The organism is Paraflavitalea sp. CAU 1676 (genome assembly GCF_029223285.1).
In the GTDB taxonomy this organism is placed as follows: Bacteria; Bacteroidota; Bacteroidia; order Chitinophagales; family Chitinophagaceae; genus Paraflavitalea.
This window is the reverse complement of sequence record NZ_JARHUJ010000002.1, coordinates 521,562-546,474: the sequence shown is the minus strand read 5'-3', so window position 1 is coordinate 546,474 and position 24,913 is coordinate 521,562. Positions and strand designations below refer to the sequence as shown.

The 24,913-nt window shown below is 50.3% G+C and carries 22 protein-coding genes; 9 read left to right on the top strand and 13 right to left on the bottom strand.

What is annotated here, in order from left to right; translation table 11 throughout:
* Positions 1 to 259: 259 nt before the first annotated feature.
* The 7 genes from P2H89_RS06915 to P2H89_RS06885 all read right to left on the bottom strand — a co-directional run bounded on the left by P2H89_RS06915 (position 260) and on the right by P2H89_RS06885 (position 5,206).
* Positions 260 to 937 carry a YggS family pyridoxal phosphate-dependent enzyme gene (locus tag P2H89_RS06915; RefSeq protein WP_275825852.1) on the bottom strand — a complete coding sequence of 226 codons (678 nt, stop codon included), beginning with the start codon at positions 935 to 937 and terminating at the stop codon, positions 260 to 262.
* A 122-nt stretch (positions 938 to 1,059) separates the two neighbouring features.
* Positions 1,060 to 2,214 carry an acyl-CoA dehydrogenase gene (locus P2H89_RS06910; protein WP_275825851.1) on the bottom strand — a complete coding sequence of 385 codons (1,155 nt, stop codon included), beginning with the start codon at positions 2,212 to 2,214 and terminating at the stop codon, positions 1,060 to 1,062.
* Positions 2,215 to 2,288: 74 nt separating this feature from the next.
* On the bottom strand, positions 2,289 to 2,663 hold the full coding sequence (locus P2H89_RS06905) for a hypothetical protein (RefSeq protein WP_275825850.1): 375 nt from the start codon (positions 2,661 to 2,663) through the stop codon (positions 2,289 to 2,291).
* A gap of 64 nt (positions 2,664 to 2,727) precedes the next feature.
* Positions 2,728 to 3,159 carry a hypothetical protein gene (locus P2H89_RS06900; protein ID WP_275825849.1) on the bottom strand — a complete coding sequence of 144 codons (432 nt, stop codon included), beginning with the start codon at positions 3,157 to 3,159 and terminating at the stop codon, positions 2,728 to 2,730.
* A 136-nt stretch (positions 3,160 to 3,295) separates the two neighbouring features.
* Positions 3,296 to 3,577 (bottom strand): hypothetical protein, encoded by a 282-nt coding sequence (locus P2H89_RS06895; RefSeq protein WP_275825848.1) that lies wholly within the window; start codon positions 3,575 to 3,577, stop codon positions 3,296 to 3,298.
* 154 nt (positions 3,578 to 3,731) lie between these two features.
* Positions 3,732 to 4,199 (bottom strand): hypothetical protein, encoded by a 468-nt coding sequence (locus tag P2H89_RS06890; RefSeq protein ID WP_275825847.1) that lies wholly within the window; start codon positions 4,197 to 4,199, stop codon positions 3,732 to 3,734.
* 59 nt (positions 4,200 to 4,258) lie between these two features.
* Positions 4,259 to 5,206, bottom strand: coding sequence for a PHB depolymerase family esterase (locus P2H89_RS06885; RefSeq protein WP_275825846.1), 948 nt, complete (start codon positions 5,204 to 5,206; stop codon positions 4,259 to 4,261).
* Positions 5,207 to 5,391: 185 nt separating this feature from the next.
* Here P2H89_RS06885 and P2H89_RS06880 point away from each other — a divergent pair, with 185 nt between their 5' ends.
* From P2H89_RS06880 to P2H89_RS06870, 3 genes are all read left to right on the top strand, one after another.
* Positions 5,392 to 5,631 carry a hypothetical protein gene (locus tag P2H89_RS06880; RefSeq protein WP_275825845.1) on the top strand — a complete coding sequence of 80 codons (240 nt, stop codon included), beginning with the start codon at positions 5,392 to 5,394 and terminating at the stop codon, positions 5,629 to 5,631.
* A 1-nt stretch (position 5,632) separates the two neighbouring features.
* A complete protein-coding gene (locus P2H89_RS06875; protein ID WP_275825844.1) occupies positions 5,633 to 6,442 on the top strand; it encodes an SOS response-associated peptidase in 810 nt (269 codons plus the stop codon).
* 133 nt (positions 6,443 to 6,575) lie between these two features.
* Positions 6,576 to 6,827 (top strand): hypothetical protein, encoded by a 252-nt coding sequence (locus P2H89_RS06870; RefSeq protein WP_275825843.1) that lies wholly within the window; start codon positions 6,576 to 6,578, stop codon positions 6,825 to 6,827.
* Between the two features lie 211 nt (positions 6,828 to 7,038).
* Here the strand turns inward: P2H89_RS06870 and P2H89_RS06865 are convergent, their stop codons facing one another.
* The 3 genes from P2H89_RS06865 to P2H89_RS06855 all read right to left on the bottom strand — a co-directional run bounded on the left by P2H89_RS06865 (position 7,039) and on the right by P2H89_RS06855 (position 8,983).
* On the bottom strand, positions 7,039 to 7,452 hold the full coding sequence (locus tag P2H89_RS06865; protein ID WP_275825842.1) for a hypothetical protein: 414 nt from the start codon (positions 7,450 to 7,452) through the stop codon (positions 7,039 to 7,041).
* A gap of 171 nt (positions 7,453 to 7,623) precedes the next feature.
* A complete protein-coding gene (locus P2H89_RS06860) occupies positions 7,624 to 8,439 on the bottom strand; it encodes an anti-sigma factor (RefSeq protein WP_275825841.1) in 816 nt (271 codons plus the stop codon).
* 1 nt (position 8,440) lies between these two features.
* The gene (locus tag P2H89_RS06855; protein WP_275825840.1) at positions 8,441 to 8,983 is read right to left on the bottom strand and encodes a sigma-70 family RNA polymerase sigma factor; all 543 of its coding nucleotides are present in this window, start codon (positions 8,981 to 8,983) and stop codon (positions 8,441 to 8,443) included.
* Positions 8,984 to 9,313: 330 nt separating this feature from the next.
* Between P2H89_RS06855 and P2H89_RS06850 the strand changes: the two genes are divergently transcribed.
* The 4 genes from P2H89_RS06850 to P2H89_RS06835 all read left to right on the top strand — a co-directional run bounded on the left by P2H89_RS06850 (position 9,314) and on the right by P2H89_RS06835 (position 12,570).
* Complete coding sequence (locus P2H89_RS06850) at positions 9,314 to 9,964, top strand: hypothetical protein (protein ID WP_275825839.1); 651 nt, start codon at positions 9,314 to 9,316, stop codon at positions 9,962 to 9,964.
* A gap of 127 nt (positions 9,965 to 10,091) precedes the next feature.
* A complete protein-coding gene (locus tag P2H89_RS06845) occupies positions 10,092 to 10,793 on the top strand; it encodes a hypothetical protein (RefSeq protein ID WP_275825838.1) in 702 nt (233 codons plus the stop codon).
* Between the two features lie 424 nt (positions 10,794 to 11,217).
* On the top strand, positions 11,218 to 12,222 hold the full coding sequence (locus tag P2H89_RS06840; RefSeq protein ID WP_275825837.1) for an NAD(P)/FAD-dependent oxidoreductase: 1,005 nt from the start codon (positions 11,218 to 11,220) through the stop codon (positions 12,220 to 12,222).
* 15 nt (positions 12,223 to 12,237) lie between these two features.
* Positions 12,238 to 12,570 (top strand): 2Fe-2S iron-sulfur cluster-binding protein, encoded by a 333-nt coding sequence (locus P2H89_RS06835; protein ID WP_275825836.1) that lies wholly within the window; start codon positions 12,238 to 12,240, stop codon positions 12,568 to 12,570.
* A gap of 14 nt (positions 12,571 to 12,584) precedes the next feature.
* On the opposite strand, the gene P2H89_RS06830 is transcribed toward P2H89_RS06835, so the two are convergent.
* From P2H89_RS06830 to P2H89_RS06820, 3 genes are all read right to left on the bottom strand, one after another.
* On the bottom strand, positions 12,585 to 17,804 hold the full coding sequence (locus P2H89_RS06830; protein WP_275825835.1) for an IPT/TIG domain-containing protein: 5,220 nt from the start codon (positions 17,802 to 17,804) through the stop codon (positions 12,585 to 12,587).
* 87 nt (positions 17,805 to 17,891) lie between these two features.
* Positions 17,892 to 19,472, bottom strand: a complete 1,581-nt coding sequence (locus P2H89_RS06825) for a serine hydrolase domain-containing protein (RefSeq protein WP_275825834.1) — start codon at positions 19,470 to 19,472, stop codon at positions 17,892 to 17,894.
* A gap of 94 nt (positions 19,473 to 19,566) precedes the next feature.
* Entirely contained in the window at positions 19,567 to 20,730 is a 1,164-nt protein-coding gene (locus tag P2H89_RS06820) for a helix-turn-helix domain-containing protein (RefSeq protein ID WP_275825833.1), read from the bottom strand.
* Positions 20,731 to 20,861: 131 nt separating this feature from the next.
* Here P2H89_RS06820 and P2H89_RS06815 point away from each other — a divergent pair, with 131 nt between their 5' ends.
* Both P2H89_RS06815 and P2H89_RS06810 read left to right on the top strand, forming a co-directional pair.
* On the top strand, positions 20,862 to 23,639 hold the full coding sequence (locus tag P2H89_RS06815; protein WP_275825832.1) for a beta-L-arabinofuranosidase domain-containing protein: 2,778 nt from the start codon (positions 20,862 to 20,864) through the stop codon (positions 23,637 to 23,639).
* A 101-nt stretch (positions 23,640 to 23,740) separates the two neighbouring features.
* Positions 23,741 to 24,739, top strand: a complete 999-nt coding sequence (locus P2H89_RS06810) for a phosphotransferase (RefSeq protein ID WP_275825831.1) — start codon at positions 23,741 to 23,743, stop codon at positions 24,737 to 24,739.
* Positions 24,740 to 24,913: the final 174 nt, after the last annotated feature.

Genomic DNA, 24,913 nt, shown 5'->3' with positions numbered 1-24,913 from the left:
CACGAAGAAGTCCCGAGCGAAACTCAAAGAAGAACATAGGGAGAACCGGCTTTGGGGCGGAGGAGGTATGGCTGGCGGGAAATAAAAAAAGGCTGTAGACACAGCCCTTAACCATTAATCAATAACCTATGAAAAACACTATCTTATATCCTGATTTGCATAGTAAAACTACCGCCCGGGGGGCGGTATTCGCAATTTATTCGGTGTTTGACGGTAAAGAGGAGTTGAATGGGGTGATTTACCCGTTGTCGTGTTTTTTTCAAGGTTTGGAGCGGGCGCCGAAAAGCAGGCTGCCGATGCGCACCATATTGCTGCCATTGTTGACGGCCAGTGCGTAGTCGCTGCTCATGCCCATGGAAAGTACCGCATCGGGTGCTGAGCTAGCCGGAAAATATTCGTCAAACAGGCCTTTGAGGTATATGAATTCCTTTTGAATATGTTGCTGGTCTTCCGTGAAGGAGGCCATGCCCATGAGACCAGCCACCCGGATGTTTTGTAATAAGCCCGATTGTTGGCTGGCATTGATGCTCTTCATGGCTTCGGCCAGTTCCTCCTGGCTAAAACCGAATTTGGTTTCCTCCTGTGCTATGTGCACCTGTAACAGGCAATTGATGATGCGTTTGTGTTTGCCCGCCTGCTTGTCTATCTCCAGCAATAATTTATAGCTATCGACTCCGTGAATGAGGTGCACGAAGGGAGCGATGTATTTTACTTTATTCGATTGCAGGTGGCCGATAAAATGCCAGCGGATATCGTTGGGCAGCACCAGTTGCTTTTCTGCCAGTTCCTGTACGTAATTCTCTCCAAAATCCCGTTGCCCGAGTTTATAGAGTTCGAGGATATCGTCGGCGGGTTTGGTCTTGGATACGGCTACGAGTACTGCTTTGTCTCCTAATGCTTCTTTGATCTGGTTGTATTGCTCTACGTTGATCGCCATGGTTTGTATGCTTATTCCGGGTGTTGTGTTGAAACAGGTGTCAAAACTAATGTATTCCACAAAAAAATATGCCGGTAGCATATCGCCACCGGCAGGAACTAACAGATAGTGTTGGCTAAAACCTATTTGAGGATGGATCGGCTGATCACGATGCGCTGCACTTCGGAAGTGCCTTCATAGATCTGTGTGATCTTGGCATCGCGCATGAGTCTTTCCACGTGATATTCTTTTACATAACCGTAACCGCCATGGATCTGTACGGCTTCTACGGTGGTCCACATGGCTGTTTCGCTGGAGTACACCTTTGCCATGGAAGAACTGAGTGCATAGTCGTTGCCCTGGTCTTTATCCCACGCTGCGCGGAGGCAAAGCAGGCGGGCTGCTTCTATGCGGGTAGCCATATCGGCCAGTTTGAACTGGATGGCCTGGTGCTGACTGATCTCTTTTCCAAATGCCTTGCGTTCTTTCGAGTAGTTCAATGCAAGCTCGTAGGCGCCGCTGGCGATGCCGAGGGCTTGCGAGGCAATGCCGATACGTCCGCCGGCCAATGTTTTCATGGCGAAGGTGAAGCCAAAGCCATCGGCGCCGATGCGGTTTTCCTTGGGCACTTTCACGTCGTTGAACATAATGGTGTGGGTATCGCTGCCGCGGATGCCGAGTTTGTTTTCTTTAGCACCCACTACTACACCGGGCCAGCTCTTTTCAACAATAAAAGTATTGATTCCCTTGCTGCCTTTCGATACATCGGTTTGGGCCATTACGAGATAAACCGAGGCGGAGGAGCCGTTGGTGATCCAGTTCTTGGTACCGTTCAGTAAATAGTGATCGCCTTTGTCTTCGGCGGTCGTGCGCTGGGAAGTGGCGTCGCTGCCAGCTTCGGGTTCACTAAGCAGGAAGGCGCCGATATAGAGTTCGCCGTCTTTGCGGCCCTGGGCCAGCGGGGTCAGGTATTTTTGTTTTTGTTCTTCGGAACCGTAGGCTTCCAGGCCCCAGCTCACGAGGCTGTTGTTGACACTCATGCATACGCTTACGCTGGCGTCGATCTTACTGATCTCTTCCATGGCCAGCACGTAGCTGAGGGTATCGAGGCCGCTGCCACCGTATTTGGGGTCGACCATCATGCCCATGAATCCCAGTTCGGCGAGTTTGAGGACCTGTTCTTTGGGAAATTTCTGGTGTTCGTCCCTTTCAATAACGCCCGGCAGGCACTCCTGGCGTGCAAAATCGCGGGCGGCATTGCGGATCATGAGGTGTTCTTCGGAAAGCTGGAATTGCATATGGCCTGTCTGTTTTTAATGTGATAAGGGACAAAAATAATAGAATTTACCACATAAACTAACAAATGTTCGTGTCAATACTTTGGCGGGGGAATTTCTGCCTTGTCGAGGAAGATGATCTTGCCCCTGGCTTTGCCGGTGTTGACCATTTCATCGGCCCCGCCAGAAGGCCCTCCGATGCGCAATACGGCGTCGCAGTGGTCGATGAGCCGGATGGCCGAAGGATGGAATATCTCATTGAAAACAGCATCCCCGATGGCTTTGCTGCCGGCTGCTTCCAGGAGCGGCAGGGCAAACCACTCGCCGAGTACGGGCAGGTGCCCCATGCGGTATATTTCGAGAGCGGTATCGGTCATATGTTTTACGTTGGCGGCAATGAGCGCGGGGTCGTCATTGGTTCCGGAGCGATAAGGTCCGGCAACGAGGATCATGAGAGAGTTCTTCGACATGGCAATAAAGATTAGTACCGGTAAATTTACTGGTTGTCGGGGAGAAACAATGACTTCTAGTCATCTATCGGGGAAACAGCATCCCATGTTGTCCAAAACCGAACCTTCGCAGGAAGAAACGACTTGTATGGTCCGATGAATACTGGATCCAGTATCCGCCGGACATTTCCTGGATAAGAAAGTTTGCCCAGTTCGCCGGCTTGTTTTTCCAGTAATGCAAAAAGAGCGTATCACCCGAAAACTCAACTTTCCCTTCGTATTGCGTTCGGATTGACCGACCAGTCACCTCATCTGCCTGGTGAATCGTATAGAGAAAAGTCAGGTCCCGAAAATAACTGAATTGAACTGGTTGCAGGGTATCCTCATTCCAGGCAAGATCCACCAGGTTCGACTGAAAAGAATACCAGTCTTTGGCAGCATTTTGGGTTTTGCCCGGCGTTTTGCAGGAATAACCTGCCAGTAATAGCAAACAGATAAAGGAGAGTAGGCGCATCATTGAGGGGTAGCAGCTTATAAGCCTGGCTTCGGGATCAATTTAGAAAAAGATACCTTTAAGCGATGTTAAAGTGGATTGGTGCGGGGAAGGACTTCGTGGAAGGTTAATGGAGACGGGACATGAGGCGAATTGTTTTCTAAAGTTTGCCTTCTTTCTCGAGGCGTTTCACGTATTCGTCGAGACTGTTGGCAAGGGCGTCTTTGGCGCTCATGCTGCGAAGGGTGCCTTCGATGAGCTTCCATTCAATGCGTTTCATACGCAGGCCATTGCTGCGGAGCAAAGGGCGGTTGCTCTGGAATACGATAGAACCGTTGCGGCCGATGACCCGGAACTGCTCAAAGCGCGGCGTGGCGTTGATCCGCTCCACCGGGTAACGCCGCATATAACCCTCGATACGTACTGTTATTTCCCCTTTCACGACGCTAAATTACTTAGCATTTTGGAGATAACCAAGACCTCCCGCCAGAACTGTAAAATGATTAAAGTTGTGGATGATGATCGCTGGCAACTGCTTCTATATCTGTAATAATCGAATCGAACACCAGGTAAAGCTTTTCAATAGTTCGCCTGATCTACCAATTGTACGCACGCCATCCTACATAGGAAAGCGACAAAAAAAGCGCAATTAACAGGCTGATGTTTAGAAACGGAGGTAAATCCCTATTATCCAAAGAAGTTGAGCTAAGATCCCACAACAAAACGGTGCCAATAAGCGAAAATAGAAATATTGCTCCCGCCAGGCCAACGTATCCCTGTTTTACGATACTCAACGTCAATAAACCGCCCTGATTGGAAAACTCGCCCCGGAGAGAAAATACAGGCTTTCGATCGGATAAGCCCGGTACCCTTTTTATGAAGACCTGGCCATCTCTTATTTCCCCTTCAAAATCCCGTTGCTTATCCATTCCAAAACCAGAACGCGTTACTAAGCGCCAATCCCTGGATAGTGGCGTTATTACCTGATGAAAGGATGCCAAAAAGATCTCCTTGGGTACACTGATTTGACGATGCCATTGACGCACATACTTGTTCCTTGCCATATGAGGCGGTAAAAGTAATAAACAGGAGCAAGAATTTCAATGCCGGTGAACGGATAAAGTTAGGGTAGTTGATACTGTTTGAAGAATTCCCACAGCAGATCATTTGCATTGATCACTTTCGAAGGCTTATCGCCGGTAATGGTGCCGGGTAGTCCGCCGGGCCAAGCATGGCCGCCATCCTGTGTAAGGTAATACTGAATGGTTACACTGTTGCTGCAGTTGGTCCACTGAGTTAGTTTGTAACTAGCATTGTTCGTTACCACCTGCGCCTTCGTAGAGCAGCTGTTTTTTGTTGACCATACATTGAGCACGGAATCGACTGGTGGAAAATGGACCTTCGTAAATCCATCCCCTACCCCACCCTGGTAAGGTACATTGTTGTCGAGCACCGAATGCATGTGCAGGATGGGCACGGCTCTCGCAGGCGCTATGGGCTGCTTCATCACCATCGTGGTGGCATTGGGGGCTATAGCTGCAATCTTATTGGATAATTCTGCCGCGAGCCGGTATGACATCATTCCACCATTGGAGTGGCCCGTGGCATACACACGTTTCGCATTCACTTTGTATTTGGCAACGAGTTCATCGATGAGTGTCGAGATAAACTTTACATCGTTGATATTGTGCTCTACCGCATATTCGCAGCAGTTGCCGGCATTCCAGGTGCGGGCCTGCAGCAAGCCATCGCCTTTTACCCCATCGGGATACACAACGATGAATTTTTCTGCATCCGCCTTTTCGGTGAGCCTTGAAGAAGTTTCAAACTGCTGTCCCGATCCGCCTCCTCCGTGCAGGGCAATCACCAGGGGATAGTCTTTTCCTTTGTCGAACCCCGGTGGCAGGTTGAGCCAATAAGTGCGGCTGAGACCATCGATCTGCAAGGTTCCACCCACCTGGTATTTCTTACCGTCGTCATCCTTTTGCTTGTCGCAGGCGCTTGAAAGGCCCATTACCATGACAGCCATCAGAACATAACAGGTATTCTTCTTCCTTTGCAGTGGGTTCATGTTTTGCACTTTATATATTACAGTTGCTCCTATAAACGGAAAAGCAGCTTCTATAGTATTCCTGAGACTGGCCGCAACATTCAAAGGTTTAACGATGCGCCCGGATATTTTGGCCCGCCGACTTGCTAACTACTTTAGTATGGCGTATTTTTATGGTTCAGTAAGTGCGCCTACAATCATTTAGCATGAATGCTGTAAACAGTTTTGAGATCATCTACCAGGACAGGCCGCTGGTGATACAGGAGTTATCACTTTCGGGCAGGCCGATGTTTGTGGTGCCGGTAGCGGGTAAAAAGCCGCTGGTGATCACGACAGCTACCGGTTCAGAGGGCCAGGTGTTCTGGACCTCTATCCCCGAAGGCCAGCAGGCACTGGCAGCATCCATCGGCCAACTGATCGAAGCGCACTTCCAAAAAAACAAATAGTATGTGTTATTACAACGGCGTGAAGGTGACACGCATCGAATATATCAGGCTGAAGCAATTGGAGAAACTGATCGCCAACTATGACTTCCTTAGCAATCCCCTCCATGTAGGCTTTGAGTATGCCCCCCACCCCGTATTGAAAAAACAGGCGGAAGGGAAAGATTTCGACCTGGTGCAAATGGAATGGGGCTTCATCCCTTCTTATATCAAAGACCGCGATGCTGCCAACAAGATGCGCTTTGGCTACAAAGACGAGCAGGGCGTGTTTCACCCCATGATCACCACGCTGAATGCTGTTTCGGAAGAATTGCTGCAACCGCGCAAGATCTACCGGCAGGCAGCCTTACAGCGTCGTTGCCTGGTACTGTCAACCGGCTTCTACGAATGGCGTCACCTGTTTCCGCTCAGTAAGAAGACAGGTAAGCCGGTAAAAACGGCAGTGAAATATCCTTACCATATCTCCGTGAAGGACCAGCCCTATTTCTTCATGGCTGGTGTGTGGCAACCGTGGACCGATCAATCGACCGGTGAATACGTGGAGACCTTTGCAATTATCACTACTGCTGCCAATACCCTGATGGACCAGGTGCACAACAGTAAGCGCCGTATGCCCACCATACTACCCGAAGACCTGGCTTTTGAATGGCTACTCGGTGATCTTTCAGAAGAGCGTATCCTTGAAATAGCGCGTTATCAATACCCTCCGGCACAAATGGCCGCCTATAGCATTGCCAAGGACTTCCGGGAGGCCATCGATCCGGCTGCTCCCTTTGTATATGAAGACCTTCCTGTACTGCAGGAAGCCCTTTAATCGTTGATGGTGTCGTTGCATAAGACTATCTGTATTCCATACAGTACACTTTGTATTGAATAAGGTACGTGTCGTACCAAAGAAAATACTAAAATGTACCATAGAAAGCCATCGACTTATTTTACTTTCGATAATGCATAAGGATGTACGTTACAAAGCCATCAGAGACCTTATCCGAACTGGCAGCATAACAGAGTTTGCACAGATCTTCGATACACTTCCCAAATCAACCCTGGCAAGGGCATTAAGAAAAAATACCAGCCGGATCGACGATATTATTGCCAATCCCATCGATCTCCGCTATAAGGATATTAAACAAATGAGCCAGCTGCTGGACGTTCCCTGCAGTTTGATCATAAAACTATTCGACAAGGATTTTTCCTGACTCCTTGCTGTAAGACTTTTACCGGTTTGTACCATTGACCAATCCTTATCACTGAGCGGTGTACCGTGAACGGGCAGATTACACAATGGCGAATAGAGGGTAGCGCTCTTTCAACGGGGCGCTTTTCCTATTGATGTTGGGTGGCAATAAAAAACCCGTTAAGCGTTTGCCTAACGGGCTGTTGACAAGGGAACGGTCTCATAAGGATCCCTTATCCATTCACCCACAATGTCCAATTGCTATCGAACTTGTACCATTTACCATCCGATCCCAGCCATTTCCATTCCGGCACTTCTGCCCAGGTGTTGCCATCTGTGCTCCACACGAGTTTCTTGTCGTGAATCTTGAGCCATTTACCATCCTTATCGGCCCAGGCTCCTTCTTTCACGGCAGCCCATTTCTTACCGTCGGTGCTCCACCACAGTCCGCCCTTTTTATCGAGCTTATACCAATAGGTAGCCCCGTCTTTCATGCCGGGCCAGGTTCCGGTAGTCGATTTCATCCAATCACCCACCGTAATGGTGTATGTAATTGCGGGCGTTGTTGTAGCGGCAGCCTGCAAACCAGTGTACGATGCTAAAAGTAGAGGCATGCCAATAGCCATCAGGCGAATTGTCCTTTTCATTGTTTGATGATTTAATATGAAAAATGATGATGTAGCGGTGTATCGAATTGCAAGAAGCCTTGCAATGATCATAACCTGCTTTATGTACGAATTGTAGTTGTGTGGTGTATTATATATACGATGTGTGTAGCCGCGAAAGTTTTAAACCGGGAAGTTTTTAGAGCCAGACTTTTAGGATTGTACTTTGCCCATCACAAAGAGTTGTGAAAGATCGGGTATGGGGCTGCCGCCTTCTTTTTCGAGGGTGATGGCGAATGCCTCAGCCCTTTCAATGGTTTTTAAAGGGCAGAGGTTTTTGCAATCTTCGAGCATACCGGCATCGATGGGTTTGCCATCTACGAGTGCCCATAATTGATACTGCTTACCCGCAGGCGCGGCAGGCAGGTTATTGACCATGAGGTATACCTTTTTGTTGCTGGTATTCCAGTAAACGGTAGCAAGGCTTTGCTCCTTACCGGCTATGCCCGGCATGGTTACCTTCAGCATTTCGGGGGCGGTCATGAGCTGCATATTCTCCTGCAGCGTGCTCAGCTTCGTTTGATAGATCTTATTATCCGATAAGAGGTTGGTGCGTTCGTTTAGCAGGCCCAGGTATTCCTGGTTGGCCTTCGTGTATTTTCCATACAAGTAGATATTGAAGGCTGCACTGGCGAGTAAAAGCACCACGGAGGCTGCGGCTACATAACGTGCTGGCATTGCTACCCTTTTTGCGCCAGCGGGCTGCATAGGTATCTCGCGGGCGCCTTTGTTTATGACTGCCGCAGGTTCCTGGAGGGCCGCCCATATTTTTTCTTTGTCGGGAGGCGCTACCGGTTCTGCAAAGGAGGGCAGCGTTTGCGAAAGCCAGGCTTCACATTTGGCCACAGCGGCGGCGATATCGGGGTACTCGTGCTGCAACCTTTGCAGCTCGGCCACCTCCTGTTCATTGGCTATGCCCAACACATAGCTTTCAATGACTCCGCTTTGTATGTATGCCTGAATATCCACTTTACAATTTAACCTGTTGTCTTAATAGAACAATGGCTGCGCGTATCCTCGTCTTCACTGTGCCCAACGGTATGTTCAACATGCCCGCAATCTCCTCCTGGGTATACCCCTGAAAATAGGAAAGCTCCACCAATATTTTATGATCGTCTTTTAATGTTTGAATGATTCTCCGAAGGCCCAGTTCTTCCCCGTAGTTCGTTCGCCGATCGGGCAATTCCGCATGATCTTCTGTGAGCGAATGATTGCGGTGGCTATTCTTCCAGTCGCGGCTGCGCAGCATATCGATCGAGGTAGTGCGGGCTATATTGTACATCCAGGTGAACAGCCGCCCCTTGGCTGCATCATACTGCTCGATCTGCCGCCATATTTTCACAAACACTTCCTGTAATACATCACCGGCCACTTCATGATCCTGGATAATACCCAGGATGATGCCGTTTAACGTAGGTGCATAATGATCGTACAGATAGCTGAAAGCCTTTTGTGTACGTTGCTTTAGCAAACCAACCAGTTCCTGTTCCGTATATGTGGGTGCGCCTTTCAAAAGTGATAAAGTAATCAGATGCTGTATATGTACGGAACCCGGCCTCAAAAAGTTTCACCCACGCCCATTTTCTTTGCAAAGAGAGGGAAACTGCTGTTCGGATGCAGGCCGCTGCAGTCGTCATGAGGCGCCTCTGGTTGCTTTTTACAAAAGCGATCACCACCCACAATTACCTTTACATTTTGTTTATGTATATTTGTTTAGCGCCACATAATTAGCGAGTTAACCGGCAGCGACGCCCGGCTATTACCTCCCCTTTCTTCTTACACCGTAGGTTTCCGGCAGCGGAAACGATCAGCTGTATTCTTCATCAAACCAGGCTATATGCTTATGAAACGATCTCTACCTGCGGTCCTTCTCACCGCTTTCTTCGTTGTTGTATTGTCCTGCGGCTCCAACACGCGTATTACAGGTTCCTGGATCGACCCGGATATCAAGGGACATGTCGAAGAAAACGCCAGCGTTTTCATTGCTTCCCTGAGCCGAAATATGGAAGTGCGCACCAAACTGGAAAATGCCCTGGCCGCGCAGGCTGCCATGCGCAATATCAAGGTGGTTAAAAGCACGGAGTTCTTTGCGCCCACTTTTTATGAAAAGCTGCCTCCCCGCGAAGAAGTGCTCGACAAGATCAAACAAACCGGAGTGGATGCGGTGCTCACCGTTTCACTGATCAACAAGGAAAGTGAAACACGGTATGTGCCGGGTAATAACCGCTATTACGCCCCCTACCCCAATTACCGCTGGTATGGCGGTCTGTACACTTACTACAACTATTGGTATCCCAACCTGTGGGACCCGGGTTATTATACCACCGATAAAACCTATTTCATGGAAACCAACCTGTATGATGCCAGCAATGAGAAGCTGTTGTGGAGTGCCCAGTCAGAGACGGTGAATCCGGGCAGCATCGACAACTTCGTGCGGGATTATCCCAAAAAACTCGTGGAGCAATTGGTGAAGGATGGGTTGCTGAAGAAATAAGCCACTGTACTTTACTTGTGGTTTTGCAAGCAGGTGTTTGGATGGGTGCAATGATTGCATGTGTTGTGCAATTGGTAATTTTTCCTATTTTAGTCGCCCACCGGCGCATCGCCGGTAACAATAGTTTATGCAGGAAGAATTAACTAAACACGGCCGCAAGATCTTTCACACCATGAAATCATCCAGTCACACCTTCACCGAGAAGGCAAAAGAGATCCTCATTGAAATTTGTATTATCGTATTTGCCGTTTCGCTTTCTATCTGGTTCCATGGCTGGTCCGAACACCGCCATGAGCAGCAGGAGGTAAAAGCCTTTTTGACAGGACTCAAGGAAGACCTTGCCAAAGACATCGCCTTATTGGAAAAGCAGAAAGGCATCATTGGCGGGCTGGACAACAACTTTCAATCCATCCTCCGCATCGAAGGCCCGTCGCATGCTGGCCCTTTCAACGACAGCATCATATCGCGCAACCTCGTGTTTGAAATACCGGTTACCCGTCCGGCCGTCGGCCGCTATGAAGGTTTCAAATCGAGCGGCAAGATCGGCAGCATCGAAGACGAGCACCTGAAGCAAACTATCCTGGAGTATTATCAGCAAAACATTCCCGATATCAACTATGGCGAAAACTATGTGAACTCGGTGCAGGTCAAGATCATCGACCTGGCCATCGATCGCAACGACGCCACTTCACTCACCGCCTTTGCGTCGACCCGCAGGATGCGCTCCCTGCTGATGCTGGCCTCTCAAAATTTCCAGGTCAACATCAGGGCCTATGAGGCGGCTGTCAAAAAAGCAAAGGACATTATTACTTTCATCGACCAGGAATAAAACAGGGCGTTCGGATATTGACGTTCTTTGGAAGCGATCAACGCCGGGCCTTCGTAAGGGTAGCACAGCCGTCGCAAGTAAAAGACGGCAAGAAGCCTCCGGAAAAAAATTGTGAAAGCTTTAAGTGAGTACACTTAAAGCTTTTTTCACGGGTGGTAACTCTGTCACCTGCGTGTAAAGCGTTTGGCAATCAGCGAACTAACTGCTCCGGGAGATGTTATTATGGAGGTTTGCGACGCAGCGGTTCAGGTGTTTTTTCTGATTGCGTAAACAGGATTTCCAAATTGGGTTGATAATGAAGTATCTGCGTCGTAATTTTGCACCCGGTTAAAAAGGTTTAACCAGGATTTTTACAACGAGTGCTTGCGGTGAGCTTTGGTGATCAAGGTTCGCATTTCGTTAAATTTTAGAAGCATTATACATAATGATTACTACTGATATCTGTATTATTGGCGCCGGCCCTGTAGGTTTGTTCTCTGTTTTTGAAGCAGGTTTATTGAAGATGAGATGCCATCTCGTGGACGCTTTGCCCCAGGTGGGCGGTCAGCTTTCCGAGATCTACCCTCTAAAACCGATCTATGATATTCCGGGTGCCCCGGAGATCAAAGCCCAGGAGCTCGTCGATAATCTGATGAAGCAGATAGAGCCTTTTGCGCCCACTTTCAGCCTCGGCGAGCGCGTGGAGACCATCGAGCGCCAGGAAGACAAATCGTTTATCGTTTCTACTTCCGACGGTACTAAGATCCACTGTAAAGTGATCTCGATTGCCGGTGGCTTAGGTTGCTTTGAGCCCCGCAAACCTGCAATCGAGCAACTCGAGCAGTTTGAAGGCAAGGGCGTAACCTATATGGTTAAAGACCCCGAACTCTTCCGCGATAAGGATATCGTATTAGCCGGTGGCGGCGACTCTGCCCTCGACTGGACGATCTACCTTTCTAACGTTGCTAAATCGGTAACACTTGTTCACCGTGGTGAAACATTCCGTGGTGCACCCGATTCTGCGGAGAAAGTATTTCACCTGGCAGAAGCCGGCAAGATCAACCTGGTGCTGAAATCGAACATCGTGAAGATCGGCGGCAATGGTAAACTCAATGAAGTGCATATCGAGGGCGCTGATAAGGCGATCACTACGATGAGTACAGACTACCTTATTCCCTTATTCGGCCTGAGCCCCAAACTGGGACCTATTGCCGACTGGGGACTCAACATCGACAAATCGGCCATCAGTGTAAATACATTCGACTACTCTACCAATGTAGAAGGTATTTATGCCATTGGCGACATCAATACTTATCCCGGTAAGCTGAAGCTTATCCTGTGTGGTTTTCATGAATCGGCCCTGATGGCGCAAAGCGCTTTCAAGCACGTTTATCCCAACCAGCGTTTGAGCTTTAAGTATACGACTGTAAACGGGGTGAACGCATTTTAATCAGAAAGGAAAATTATGATCAACATTACCGTACTCAACAAGGTTGGTGAAGAAAAGGTACTGGAAGTACCGGAAGACATGGGGTTGAACCTGATGGAGATCCTCAAAGCCAATGAATACAATGTGCTGGCTACCTGTGGTGGCATGGCCATGTGCGGCACCTGCCATGTACAGGTTTTGGAAGGTATGGACAATATGGCTTCGCACAGCGATGCCGAACTGGACATGCTCGATACCCTGCCCGATGCTACCCCAACCAGCAGGCTTGCGTGCCAGCTGCGGGTGGATGAGCACATGAGCGGCGCCGTCTTTAAACTGATGGCGGAAGAAGATATGGAGATCGCCTAACCGGCGCCTTATTGCTAAGGCACCAGCAGGGTCTTCGACAATTCTTTCTTACCGTTGCTCCAAACAATACTGTATACTCCCCGGGCCAGTTGGCCGATTGATATGATCGTTTGCGTTGCCTGCCTTGTGCAGGCAATTGTTTTTAAGGTCTTGCCGGTAAAATCTACCACGCGAATGATGGCGGGCGATGCCGATGCCGGATGGTTGACAGCCACCGATGGGGTGGTTGCCGGATTGGGGAACAGCGTAATACCCTCCTCTCCTGTCGTAGGATCGCCAATACCTGTGACTACCGTCAACGCATAACCTGGTATTGAAACGGTCCCGAATGTGGTGGTGATACTGATCGCTCCGTCTCCCCCTAGTGGCACCGTTGCCTTGATCGTTTTATCGTCTACAATTGTAAATGTCGCCGCTACACCGCCAAACTTTACCACTGTTACATTTTGCAGGTTGAATCCACTGATCGTGACAACTGTTCCTACGGGTCCGCTGGTAGGTGTAAATGATTTGAGGGCTGGTGTATTGAGGTAAGTGAAAAACTGCAGGGTATCGATACCGTGATCGCCGCTCACCTTTACGGTTCCACTGCCGCCAGCCCCCACTACTGCCGCAATTTCTTCCGGGTTCCTGATCAAAAATGATTCGGCGGGAACACCTCCGAAAGTGACCGACTTAACGCCTGTCAGGAAGCCGCCTTTCAATATTACCGTATCGAGCGAAGCTGCCCTGTTGGGCTTCATTTCATAAATATTGGGCGGATTGATGTATGTGAATGTTCCGGGTGCAGTAGCTGTGCCGCCTGCTGTGGTAACGGTAACATTGCCGCTTGCGCCTCCGTAAACGGTGGCCGTAATGCTGGTGGGGGAATTTACTTTAAAGGTATAGGCAAGGGCTGTACCGAACTTAACGCTTTTGACATCTATGAAGTTGGTTCCTGTAATGGTCACCGTTGCCCAGTCGATCGCCGTCGTGGGTGTAAAGGAAGTGATCGTGGGCGCTGGTGGCACAAATTCAAACCAGCCGAGCGCGAGATCCTGTGTACCGGTCACTACACGCACATTGCCGGTGGCGCCTGCTCCTGCAGTTGCTTTTATTTGTGTTGATGACACTACTGTAAAAGATGTTGCCGGTTTATCGCCGAAGTACACTTGGGTAACGCCGGTAAATCCGTTACCGGTGATCACCACTTCGGTGTTTTGCGGGCCAGTTGCCGGTGCAAATGATGTGATGGCCGCTTCGGGTGTTGCGCCGTTTTGGTTAAGCAGTATGGAAACGGTATTGTCGTCGAAATTGGTGACGGCCATATCCGGTTTTCCATCCTGGTTGAAATCGGCCACGCAAACAGCGCCGGGCTTTTTGCCGGTGCCATAGCTTACACCATCGAGCAGGTATAGGGCTCCTCCGGATCCGCTGGCATTTTTGTGCACCATCACCGTATTGTTTTCTTCAATCGGTTTTATGTATTCTACATTCCCATCGCCATCAAGGTCTCCGGCGGCCGCATTGGCACGGCCAAAATAGATATGATCTGCCAAATCCCAACCTGTAGCCTTATTCGTGCCCCATTTGTGGGTTGTAACGATGTCGGTGCGGCCATCGTTGTTGAAATCTGCCGCCAGCAGGTCGCGGTATCCATCGCCAAATGAATGCCAGTCGAGCGCTTTGGCTTCCAGGCGTGCCCAAGGCCAGGTGCCATAGAATATCATGAGATCGGTACCGCCGTTACCCGCTGCTATATCGGGTATATTGTCATTGTTCATATCCCAGATACCGAATTCGGTAAACGATCCGATATAGGTCATTTCGGGGTGCCCGGGCGGAAGATAGACATCGAAACGCTGGCGAAAACTGATCGCACCCGGCGTGCTCAGGTTATCATACGTGCTGAAGGTACGGCTTACGTGGTTCGATATCACCAGGTCGGGCTTACCATCGAGGCTCATATCGCGGATAGCAATATTATACGGTCCGGTAAGCGTGGGCAACACGATCGGCTGATCGAATGCGATAGTTCCGGAGGTGCTGGTATTCCTGAATATATGAAGCACTCTTCCGTTTTGATCGCCACCCAGGTCAGCTACTGCGATATCGGGTTTACCATCTCCGTCGAGATCGCCCAGGTCGAGCCCCCAGGGTTGGTCGCCTGCCATCACATCCACCCTTTCAGCAAAGGATAATTTTCCACCTGTGCTGGTGTTTCTATAGATAGACAAGTTATGCGAGCCGCGGTTAGCCACGACGAGGTCGGCGCGGCCATCGCCATCGATATCACCGGCCACCATCTTGTATGGTTTGATGCCTGTGGGAAAATCGACCCTGCCGGCAAAGGCTTCGGGCGTAAAGGCTCCGCCTCCGGCAAAGGTGACACGGAAGGCCTGCTCTGTCGTAAAGCTGTTATTATTGGCGCTGACGGTGATGGGCTGCGTAATAGCGCCTGGCGGTACTTTCACCACCAGCTGATTGGCCGTGGCTGAGGAGATCGTTGCCTTCAGCGTACCGAAGTAAACGGTATTGTTCGCAGCGCTGGTGCTGAAATTTGCGCCATTGATGGTAACAGTAGCGCCTACGTTACCGGCAGCCGGCGTGAAATAATTGATCAGCGGATAGGTAGTGAAGTTGAGTGTTCTTGCCGAAGTGGCCGTGCCCCCCAACGTTTTGACAGTAATATATCCAACACTGCCGGTTCCTACGATGGCTTCGATGGTGCTGGCATTGATCGTTGTAAAGGACGCTGCGGGCGTTTCGCCAAACAACACGCCGGTGGTATTGTCGAGGTTGGTACCGGTGATTGTTACTTTAACGCCGGGGCCTATAATATTGGGTGAATAGGCGGTAATCGTTGGCAGCTGCACGAACGTAAAGCCTGCTTTTTCTGCGACGCCGCCGGGCGTTACTACCTTGATATTGCCTGATGTTGCGGGCCCGATCCTGGCCGTGATAGTAGTGGCAGATTGTACGGTGAAGGAAGCAGCCTGGTAGTTACCAAACCACACCTGCGACGCATCAGTAAAATAATTACCGGTAATGGTAACCGTAGCACTATTCCCTGCTTTATCGGGCGTAAAGGAAGTTATAACCGGTGGATCGATATAAGTAAAGCCGGGTTTAGCAACAGTTCCGTGTGCGTTAACGAGCTCTGCGTTGCCTGACGCCCCATTGGCGATTACGGCAGTGATCGTATTGTCGGATACTTTGACGAAGGATGCGGCTGGGGTTCCACCGAAGTTGACGCCTGTTACTGAATTAAGGTAATTACCGGTGATGGTGATGGTTGCGCCAGAGGGCGCCGTCTCCGGCTTAAACGAATACAGCGATGGCAACATGCCAAAGCCTGCCAGGCTATGCTCTCCCCAGGGGTTAACGACCTTTATACTACCCGAAGCGCCCGCATCAACGGTTGCTTTGATGGTAGTGGCAGATACGATGGTGAAATACTTAGCCGGTACTCCGCCAAAAGATACCGCCGTTGTACCGTAGAAATTGAGCCCTGTTATCGTGACTTCCGTATTGAGTTCTGCATTGACCGGTGTGAAAGATTGAATAACGGGCGGACCGGTGAAGGTAAATCCTGTACGCAAGTGCGATCCCTGCGGATTGGCGACCTCCACATCGCCTGAGGTGGCTTTGCCCACGATGGCTTTTATGGTCGTTGCATTGGTAATCGTAAAAGAAGCGGCTTCAACACCGCCAAACTTAACGGAGGTAGTGCCCAGCAGGTTTTTACCACTAATGGTCACTTCGGCTCCTTCGCCCGCTATAGCGGGTGTAAAGCTATCGATATAAGGTTCGTTGTTCCTGTTTCGGCGTATCAGGAGTTTGCTGCCTGAAAGCATGGTTCCTACAAAATCATTCTTCCCATCGCCGTTGAGGTCAACGATGGTGGCACCGAACAGGTCCGGTTCATAAAACGGTTTCACCGCTGCGCCAAATGAGATGCTGCCGGGGCTACTGTTGTTTTGGTGTAGGGCGGCATTTAAACCAGCCAGGACGACATCGGGTTTGCCATCGCCATTCAAATCACCCAATGCGATGGCCCTGCCGGATTCGGAGAGGAAATCATTTCTTGTAGCAAATGAAACTGCCCCTGAGGTGCTGGTATTCCTGAATACGGAAAATGCAGTGGTTAATTTGTCGGATACCAGCACATCGCTTTTGCCGTCACCATCGACATCGCCTATCGCGATAGCATTGGGCGAAAATCCGGCCCCAAATTCAACATGCGCTGCAAACGAGAGAGCGCCTGTTGTGCTGGTGTTGCGAAACACGGCTATCTTTTTACCTACATCACTCACTACGGCTATATCGGCTTTTCCATCGCCATCGATATCGCCGCTGGCCACGCTGATGGGCACCAGTCCGGTGACTAAATCTGCTTTGGCGGTGAAGGAGCAATTGCCGGTTGTGCTGGTATTTCTGAGAAGTGTAACCGCATTAGAGAATGTGTGTACGATGGCGAGATCTGGTTTGCCATCGCGGTCGAAGTCGGCTACGGCTATTTGCTGTGGAGCGTCACCTGCTGCAAAATTCACCTTCGAGGCAAATGAGAGGTTACCCGTAGTGCTGGTATTGCGGAATACGGATATGTTCTGATCGACTACCGAGCCGGCTATGATATCGGGCTTTCCATCACCATCGAGGTCGGCAACGGCCACTGCGCCGGAAAGGGCGCCTGTGGTTAGATCCAGCTTTGGCGCAAATGAAATGGTATTGCCCGTGCTGGTATTCCTGAGCACAGATACGGAAGCAGCCCCGGCCGTATTGAAACTATTGCCGGTAAGGAGGTCGGGCGAGCCATCGCCATCGAAATCTGCCGCTGCGATCGTTGAACAATATAGGCCGGTTGGAGTACCGGAATGGTACTCGAGGCTACTGGGGCCGAAATCGGCGGTGGGTGAATAGGTGGTACTAAATGATTGTGCCGACCAGCCTGTAAGTCCGTTCACCGTTACAGATACCGGCTTGTACGAGGCGCCTGCAGGAACCTTAACTGTCAGGGAGCTGGCACCGGCGGATTCCACAGAAGCCCGCACGGTGCCAAAATAAACGATGTTGTTCGCAGCCACGGTATTGAACTGACTACCCGTGATCGTGATGGTTGCGCCGACAGGTGCAGCCAACGGACTGAGACTATTGATAAGGGGTTGTGCGATCAATTGGCAGGAAAAGAGCATAAGCGCCAACAACAACAATATGCTGTGGTATTTCCGACCGGGTGTAGGGCAGTTTGGCATGGGTAGTGTTGTACTTGCTACAAGATACTACCCATGCCTGATATTTGAAAGTTACCTTTTTTGCCAGGGCGGCCGAGGGCATGCCGCTTATTCGACCTTCACCCATCTGTATTCGCCGCCGGCCTGGATGGCGGTTAGGCCCGTTACCTTTCCTGCCCCATCTTTTGTAAACTCGATGGTCGTTTCCATGGGCACATCGTACACGCTGAACCTGGAGGTTGTAAGGGGATGCAATTTGAAATCCAGGCCATCGACAAGGTACAGCTGATCCCCCACTCGCTTAACCGCAATCACCTTCTGGCCATTCTGTACTTTGTATTTCCCGATGTAGGATAATTGGATGGCTTCAGGTACTGGCAAGGCAGGGGGCATGGTGCTGCTCAGCACGAGGCGGGGTATCTGACCAAATAACATGAAGCGCTCATCGCTGAAGCTGGTCCTGTCTTCGCCAGACTTCACATTCGTTAGGGTCGCAATAAAAACATCATGGTCAGGAAAATAGGTTTCGCTCGAGATAAATCCGCTCACCGACCCTTCGTGTTTTATGCAACGGGTACCAAACCGGTCGTTAACGTACCAGCCATATCCATAACCAGTGGATTGACCGTTTGGCAGGCGGTGAGCGGTAAAAGCTTTAACGAGCGTTTCTTTCTTCACCAGTTTATACGCCCACAAGGCAGCGGTCCATTTGTAAAGATCCTGCGCAGTGCTCAACAGGTCGCCCGCTCCGTAACCAATGGAGAGGGTTTGGTAATAGGTATTTTGATAATAACCTGCATCGCGGGTGTAGCCATTTACGCGGCCGGGCACGATGGTTTCTTCTTTTGCATAGTACGTATGCTCAAGGCCTGCCTTTTTCAGCACCTCCTTTTGCAGGTAATCATGATAGGGCTTACCGCTCACTTTTTCGACGATATTCGCCAGCAGCACATACCCCGAATTGCTGTAGGCGAAACGGGTGCCGGGTGTAAACTGCAGGGGGGCCTGCTTGAAGTGGTCGATGATGAATTGAGGTGTTACATCATGCCGCATGATAAAGTGATCGGGATGGTCGATCTGCATGTAGTCGGGCAGTCCGGCTGTATGCGTGAGCAGCTGCTCGATGGTGATGGTATGGCCTTTGGAGGGGAAATCTTTAATGTATTGCTGCACGCTGTCTGACAATTGGAGCCGCCCCTGCTCTACCAGTTGCAGGATGGCGATGGCGGTAAACTGTTTGGAGATGGAGCCGATGCGGAATACCATATCGGGCTTCAGGGGCACCTGCTGTTCGAGGTTGGCGCTTCCGTAGGCCTTCTCATAAATGACCTGGCCTTTGCGGGCTACAAAAACGACGATGCCCGGCTCATCGTCTTTAAAGGCGGGGCGCAGGAGGGAGTCGAGGGATTTGGTGACGGCGGGTTCGGCAGGACTTGCATAGGAGGTGGTGGACGAACTGATGACGTGTTGACCGGTTGTATTGACGGTGTTTGGAAGCGAAGTGACTGATGATTGGCTGACGATATTGCCCGCTGGATTTGCAGCGCGTTGAAGTGTTCTGGTGGCGGGTTTGTCTGCAGCATGGTCCCCTGACGGGCCTTTCGCCACGAGGTGGACTTCTTTTGACTGGGCAACGGCAGCGGAGAACGCGGACAGGGACAAGTAGATGGCTATCGCGATCATTTTCATATAGAGGAATATTTTACGGGCAAAACACCTGAAAAAGAGGCTTTTAACCTATTCAAATCGCGATTTGGATGGTGTTCTGCCTCAAAATGATTGCCTACTGCGGCTGACTGTTGGCCGATTTGCGATATTCAGTCGGTGACATGCCGGTCATTTGCTTGAAGGTTCGCTGAAAGGTAGCCTGCGAGTTGAAGCCGCAGTCGAAGGCGATACTGGTGATGTTGAAGTGCTGGAAGTCGGGCAACAGCACCCGCCGCTGAAATTCCCGGACACGATAAGTATTTACAAATTCGTTGAAATTGGTTTGCAGGTGTTGATTGAGGATGGCGGAAATGTTTTTGGGGGCGATGCCCATATGCTGTGAGAGGGAACTTAAACTAAGTGCCGGATCGAGGTAGAGCTTCTCCTGCTCCATGGCTTTTTTGAGTATCTCCAGCGACTGCGCGACTGTATCGGCAGGGAGCGGTTGGGTGCGAGCGGTGTTCTTTGCCTGCAATAAGGGAACATTGTAGGTGACCACCAGGGCCTTGATGCCTACCCAATAGATGAGGATGGCGAGGGGTATATAAACGGGGTACCAGCTCACCGCATTCAATAGTTTGTCGCTCCAGGCAGGGATCACGTATGGTATGAGGTAAAGGAACCATATTACCTGCATCACCAGGAACAGGCGCACGAATTGTTGCAGCCAGCGGAAGGAGATACTGTTGGAATTGGCTGTATTGGATGGAGATGCCTGTGAGGGTTTGTTTGCCGCCAGGTATTTGGCCGACCACCATACATACAGTGTCAACGATAGCCAGCGGGGTATGTCGACATAAATGTTATATACATCGGTATAGTAGCCGAGGGGGATCGCCTTCTTTACAAACCCGATCACGATGCCACAGACATAAATGATCGCTACCATATGAGGCATCAGGTCGAGTACTACACTGTAGAAATGCTTCCGGTATTTCTTTTCCCACCTGAAACCCGGTTCCACACTGGCCCTGATATAAAAATACAGGAGCGGGCCGATGGGCATGATGATCATGCGTGGTATGAATGCGTCGATAAAGCCGCCGATGGTTGTCGTATACAGGAAAGACTCCTGGTACATGCGGAGTTCAAGACTGGCCAGAGAAAACAGCCATAGCATGATGGCCAGGAAGCGATTGGCTTTCCGGTTGCGCGCGCCCCAAAACAATAATCCCCCGGCGATAAAGCCCTGGATCGCACCCAGCATTATAATTGTATTCAATACACCTGAAAACGTCATGCGGCACCAAGTTAGCATTTTCCGGCAGGTTAATAAACACCTTTCATTGGTTAAAATCGGCGTATAGCAATCGTTTGCACTAACCTACATTTGAACAGGTTTCTCAATGATTCACCACAACGACTTGTACCATGCTAATAACACGTACTGTTAAGCGGGGCTCACTGGCAGCCCTGATTGCTATAGGCGCTGCTTCATCCGATGGCTTTAGTCAGCCCACACCGGCTGCAGCTCCATCACCCAAGCCCAACCTGGCTATTGTGGCCACACCCGCTGCTTCCGGTAGATTTGGTGCTTCACTCGACGCCTTGAATGATGGACTTACACCTACCCCTTCCGGTAATAACCGCGGCGGCGGCAGGAGATTCCCCCGCTCGCAATTTTGGGTAGAGTACCAATGGGCGCAGCCTGTTACTACCAGCGAGATCGCTGTGTATTGGTGGGATTACAGCAGCAACCTCCGGTTACCTGAAGGCTACCGCATTCAATACTGGGATGGTAATGCCTATGTACCGGTTAAGAACGCATCGGGTCTTGGCCTCGCCAACAATCAATACAACAAGACCAGCTTCGATGAAATAAAGACGACGAAGATCAGGCTCGAGCTGGACTCGGCCGACCGGGCTACGGCTACCCTACTCGAATGGGCCGTATATCAATCGCCCAATTCACCCACACCTGCCCCGGTGGTACTCGCCAATGGCGATCGTGACGTAATGGTGGGTGGACGCACCTGGCTGTCTTCTACCATCAAATCGGTTACCCCCGTTGGTAAAACTTCCTGGATTAAGGTTTCCGGTCCGGGTGCCGTCAACTTCAGCAATTCCGCCGGGAAAGACGGTACAGCTACTTTCACCTCACCGGGTAATTATGTATTGCAACTGACGGCCGGAGAAGGAAAGCTGGCTGCCTCCTCCACCATCAAGGTGAAGGTGCATATGCCACCGAAAGACAAGCGCCTTGATGTGGTGTATACCAAACGATACAAGATCGACAGCAAGCTGTGGAGCGACCGCGCGAAAGCGATGATCGTAAACTGGATACCCTGGTGTATCGATCAGTGCGAGCGTACAGACCTCACCACCGGTGAAGGCGGTTTGGACAACTTTATTGAAGCAGCGAAAGCATTGCGCGGCGAACCACACGCGAAGCACAAGGGCTATGTATTCTCCAATGCCTGGGTGCACCAAACGATCGAATCCATCTGTATCGCTTTGATGGTTGATCCGCAAGGCGATGCTGCTGTGATCGCTTCGCAGGAGCGCATGAAAGCCTCCCTCGAGAAATGGATCCCTATTATACTCGCGGCACAGGAGCCTGATGGCTATCTGCACACTGCTTATACCTTGCGAGACACTGCCCGCTGGAAAGAAAGGTGGGCGGTGCGCAACCGTGGCGACCATGAAGGATATGTAGCGGGTTATTTCATCGAGAGTGCTATCAACCATTATACACTCACCGAAGGAAGGGATAAACGCTTGTATGATGCGGCAAAGAAACTGGCTGACTGCTGGGTGGCGAATATTGGTCCGGGTAAAAAGGCCTGGTACGATGGACACCAGGAAATGGAGCAGGCGCTGGTACGTTTTGGCCGTTTCGTGAATGACATGGAAGGTAAGGGCAGCCATGGTGACAGCTATATCAACCTGGCAAAGTTCCTGCTGGATAACCGTAAAGATGGCAGTGAATACGATCAAAGCCATGTGCCGGTGCAGCAACAATATGAAGCAGTAGGTCATGCCGTGCGTGCGACGTATAATTATTCCGCCATGGCTGATGTAGCGGCAGAGACTGGAGATGTAGATTATCAGAGCGCGGTGATGTCGCTGTGGGACAATATGATCAACAAGAAGTATTACCTCACGGGTGGCATTGGCAGCGGTGAAACATCTGAAGGTTTTGGCGGAAACTATTCGCTGCGCAACAGTGCTTATTGCGAATCCTGCTCGAGTGCGGGCCTCATCTTCTTCCAATACAAGATGAACCTCGCTTACCACGATGCCAAATATGCCGACCTGTACGAGGAAAGCATGTACAATGCTTTATTGGGTTCCATTGACCTCGAGGGTAAGAACTTCCTGTATACCAACCCGCTCTCCTCGGCGCAGGCGCGCTACCAGTGGCATGTGTGTCCATGCTGCGTGGGAAATATTCCCCGTACGCTGTTGATGATCCCTACCTGGACCTATGTAACCGGCGATAAAGGCATCTATGTAAATATGTACGTAGGCAGCACCATCAAAGTTGAAAGGGTGGTGGGTACAGATGTAGAGATGGTGCAGAAAACCGATTATCCCTGGAGTGGACATGTAGCGATCACTGTAAATCCCAAAGTATCCAAAAGCTTCACGGTATATGTGCGCGTACCCAACCGCACTACGAGCGAACTGTATACACCTGTGCCGGCGGTGAGCGGTTTAAAATCGCTCAAGGTAAATGGCAAAGCAGTGCCGGTGAAGATTGAAAATGGTTACGTTGCCATTACCCGGACCTGGAAGGCGGGTGATAAGATTGAAGTGGTACTGCCGATGGATATCCAGAAGATCAGGGCCGATGATAAGATCGAGGCCGACAGGGGCCGCGTGGCACTGCGTGTGGGACCACTCATTTACAATGTAGAAACACAGGATAACAATGGCGACATCAACCGGGCGATCGGAAAAGGTCCGCTCACGATGGAGTGGAAACCCACTTTCCTCAATGGTGTGATGACGATCAAAGGCACCTGGAGTGATGGCACGCCGCTGATCGCCATACCCAACTATGCACGGCTGAACAGACTGGCGACTACACCTGTACCATCCAACGAAAACCAGACGGCCCCTACACGGCCGAACGAGCCTCCACAGGCGCGTATGGACCGCACGGCACAGTCGGCCGTGTGGATCAAGGAGGAGGGGAATAAGTAAAGACATATTCACCATAAATTGAACAGGCGGCACCTTACGATGTCGCCTGTTTGCATTTTGCCCCCTTTTCCCTACATTCGCGCCCCACCTATCCTTTTATCATGAACATCTTCCCTACGCAATACTCTACGTTGAGCGCCCAAGCCCTGGGTAATTTTGTTGCCAATCAGTATAACCTGAAAGGTGCTACCTGCCAATACCTTTTGCGTGGTGTAAGCGATACTTATAAGATCGAAGGACAGGGTGGCAAGTTCATATTGAAGATTTACCGGGACATGCACCGCAGCCTAGAGCAGATAAAAGGCGAGGTGGAGCTGCTAAATATTTTGAAGGAAGGAAGTGCGCGTGTCTCCTATCCCATTGCTGATCGGGAAGGCCATCAAATCCAAACTTTTCAAGCGGCAGAGGGTACTCGCTATGGCGTATTGTTTAGCTATGCTGAAGGCAAGCCTTCCCTTAAGCCCACCACTGAGCAGATCATCCTTACAGCCCGGGAAATGGCCAGGGTGCACAACATCAGCTCAAGTATAAAGCTATCCCATACACGCCCCATATATAATTACGAGTCCATACTTATTAATCCCATCCAACTATTGGCGCCCGCCTTTCATGAACTCCCGGATGAATACCAATATATCCAGGATACGGCACAGCTCGTGATGAACAAACTGAATAGCCTGCACGCCGACACTTTTGCGGCTGGCTATTGCCATTACGACTTTATGCCCAAAAACTTTCACTTCGGTGAAGAGAACGAACTTACCTTTTTCGACTTCGACTTTGCCGGCCATGGCTGGCTCGTCAACGACCTCATGACCTATTGGGTTCATTTTGCTTTGTACACGGTAATGGGTCGCATGACACGCGACGAAGCAGATGTGGCTTTCGATTTGTTTGTGAATACATACAGAGAGTATCGTCCATTAAGCAATGAAGAGGTACAGGCGATCCCCTACCTTAATTTTTGTTTCTGGATCTTTTACCTGGGTTTTCACTATGAAAACTTCGATGATTTCTCCACTCACTTCTTCAATACCGGATTTTTGAGAGAACGCATTGCCCTGGTAAAAAAGATCATGATCGGGTATGGCGTTCACTAGTACCCAAATCCGATCACGCATACGACCAGCCACGCAACTTTCATATACCTGAATCAGATCACTCCTACAACTGACCATTCATCGTACCAGTACCCGAATCCGTTCAATATATTGTTGCAATAAAAAAATAATGGTTGGTGTTGAATAACGAATGCCTGATTTATTTACATTTAT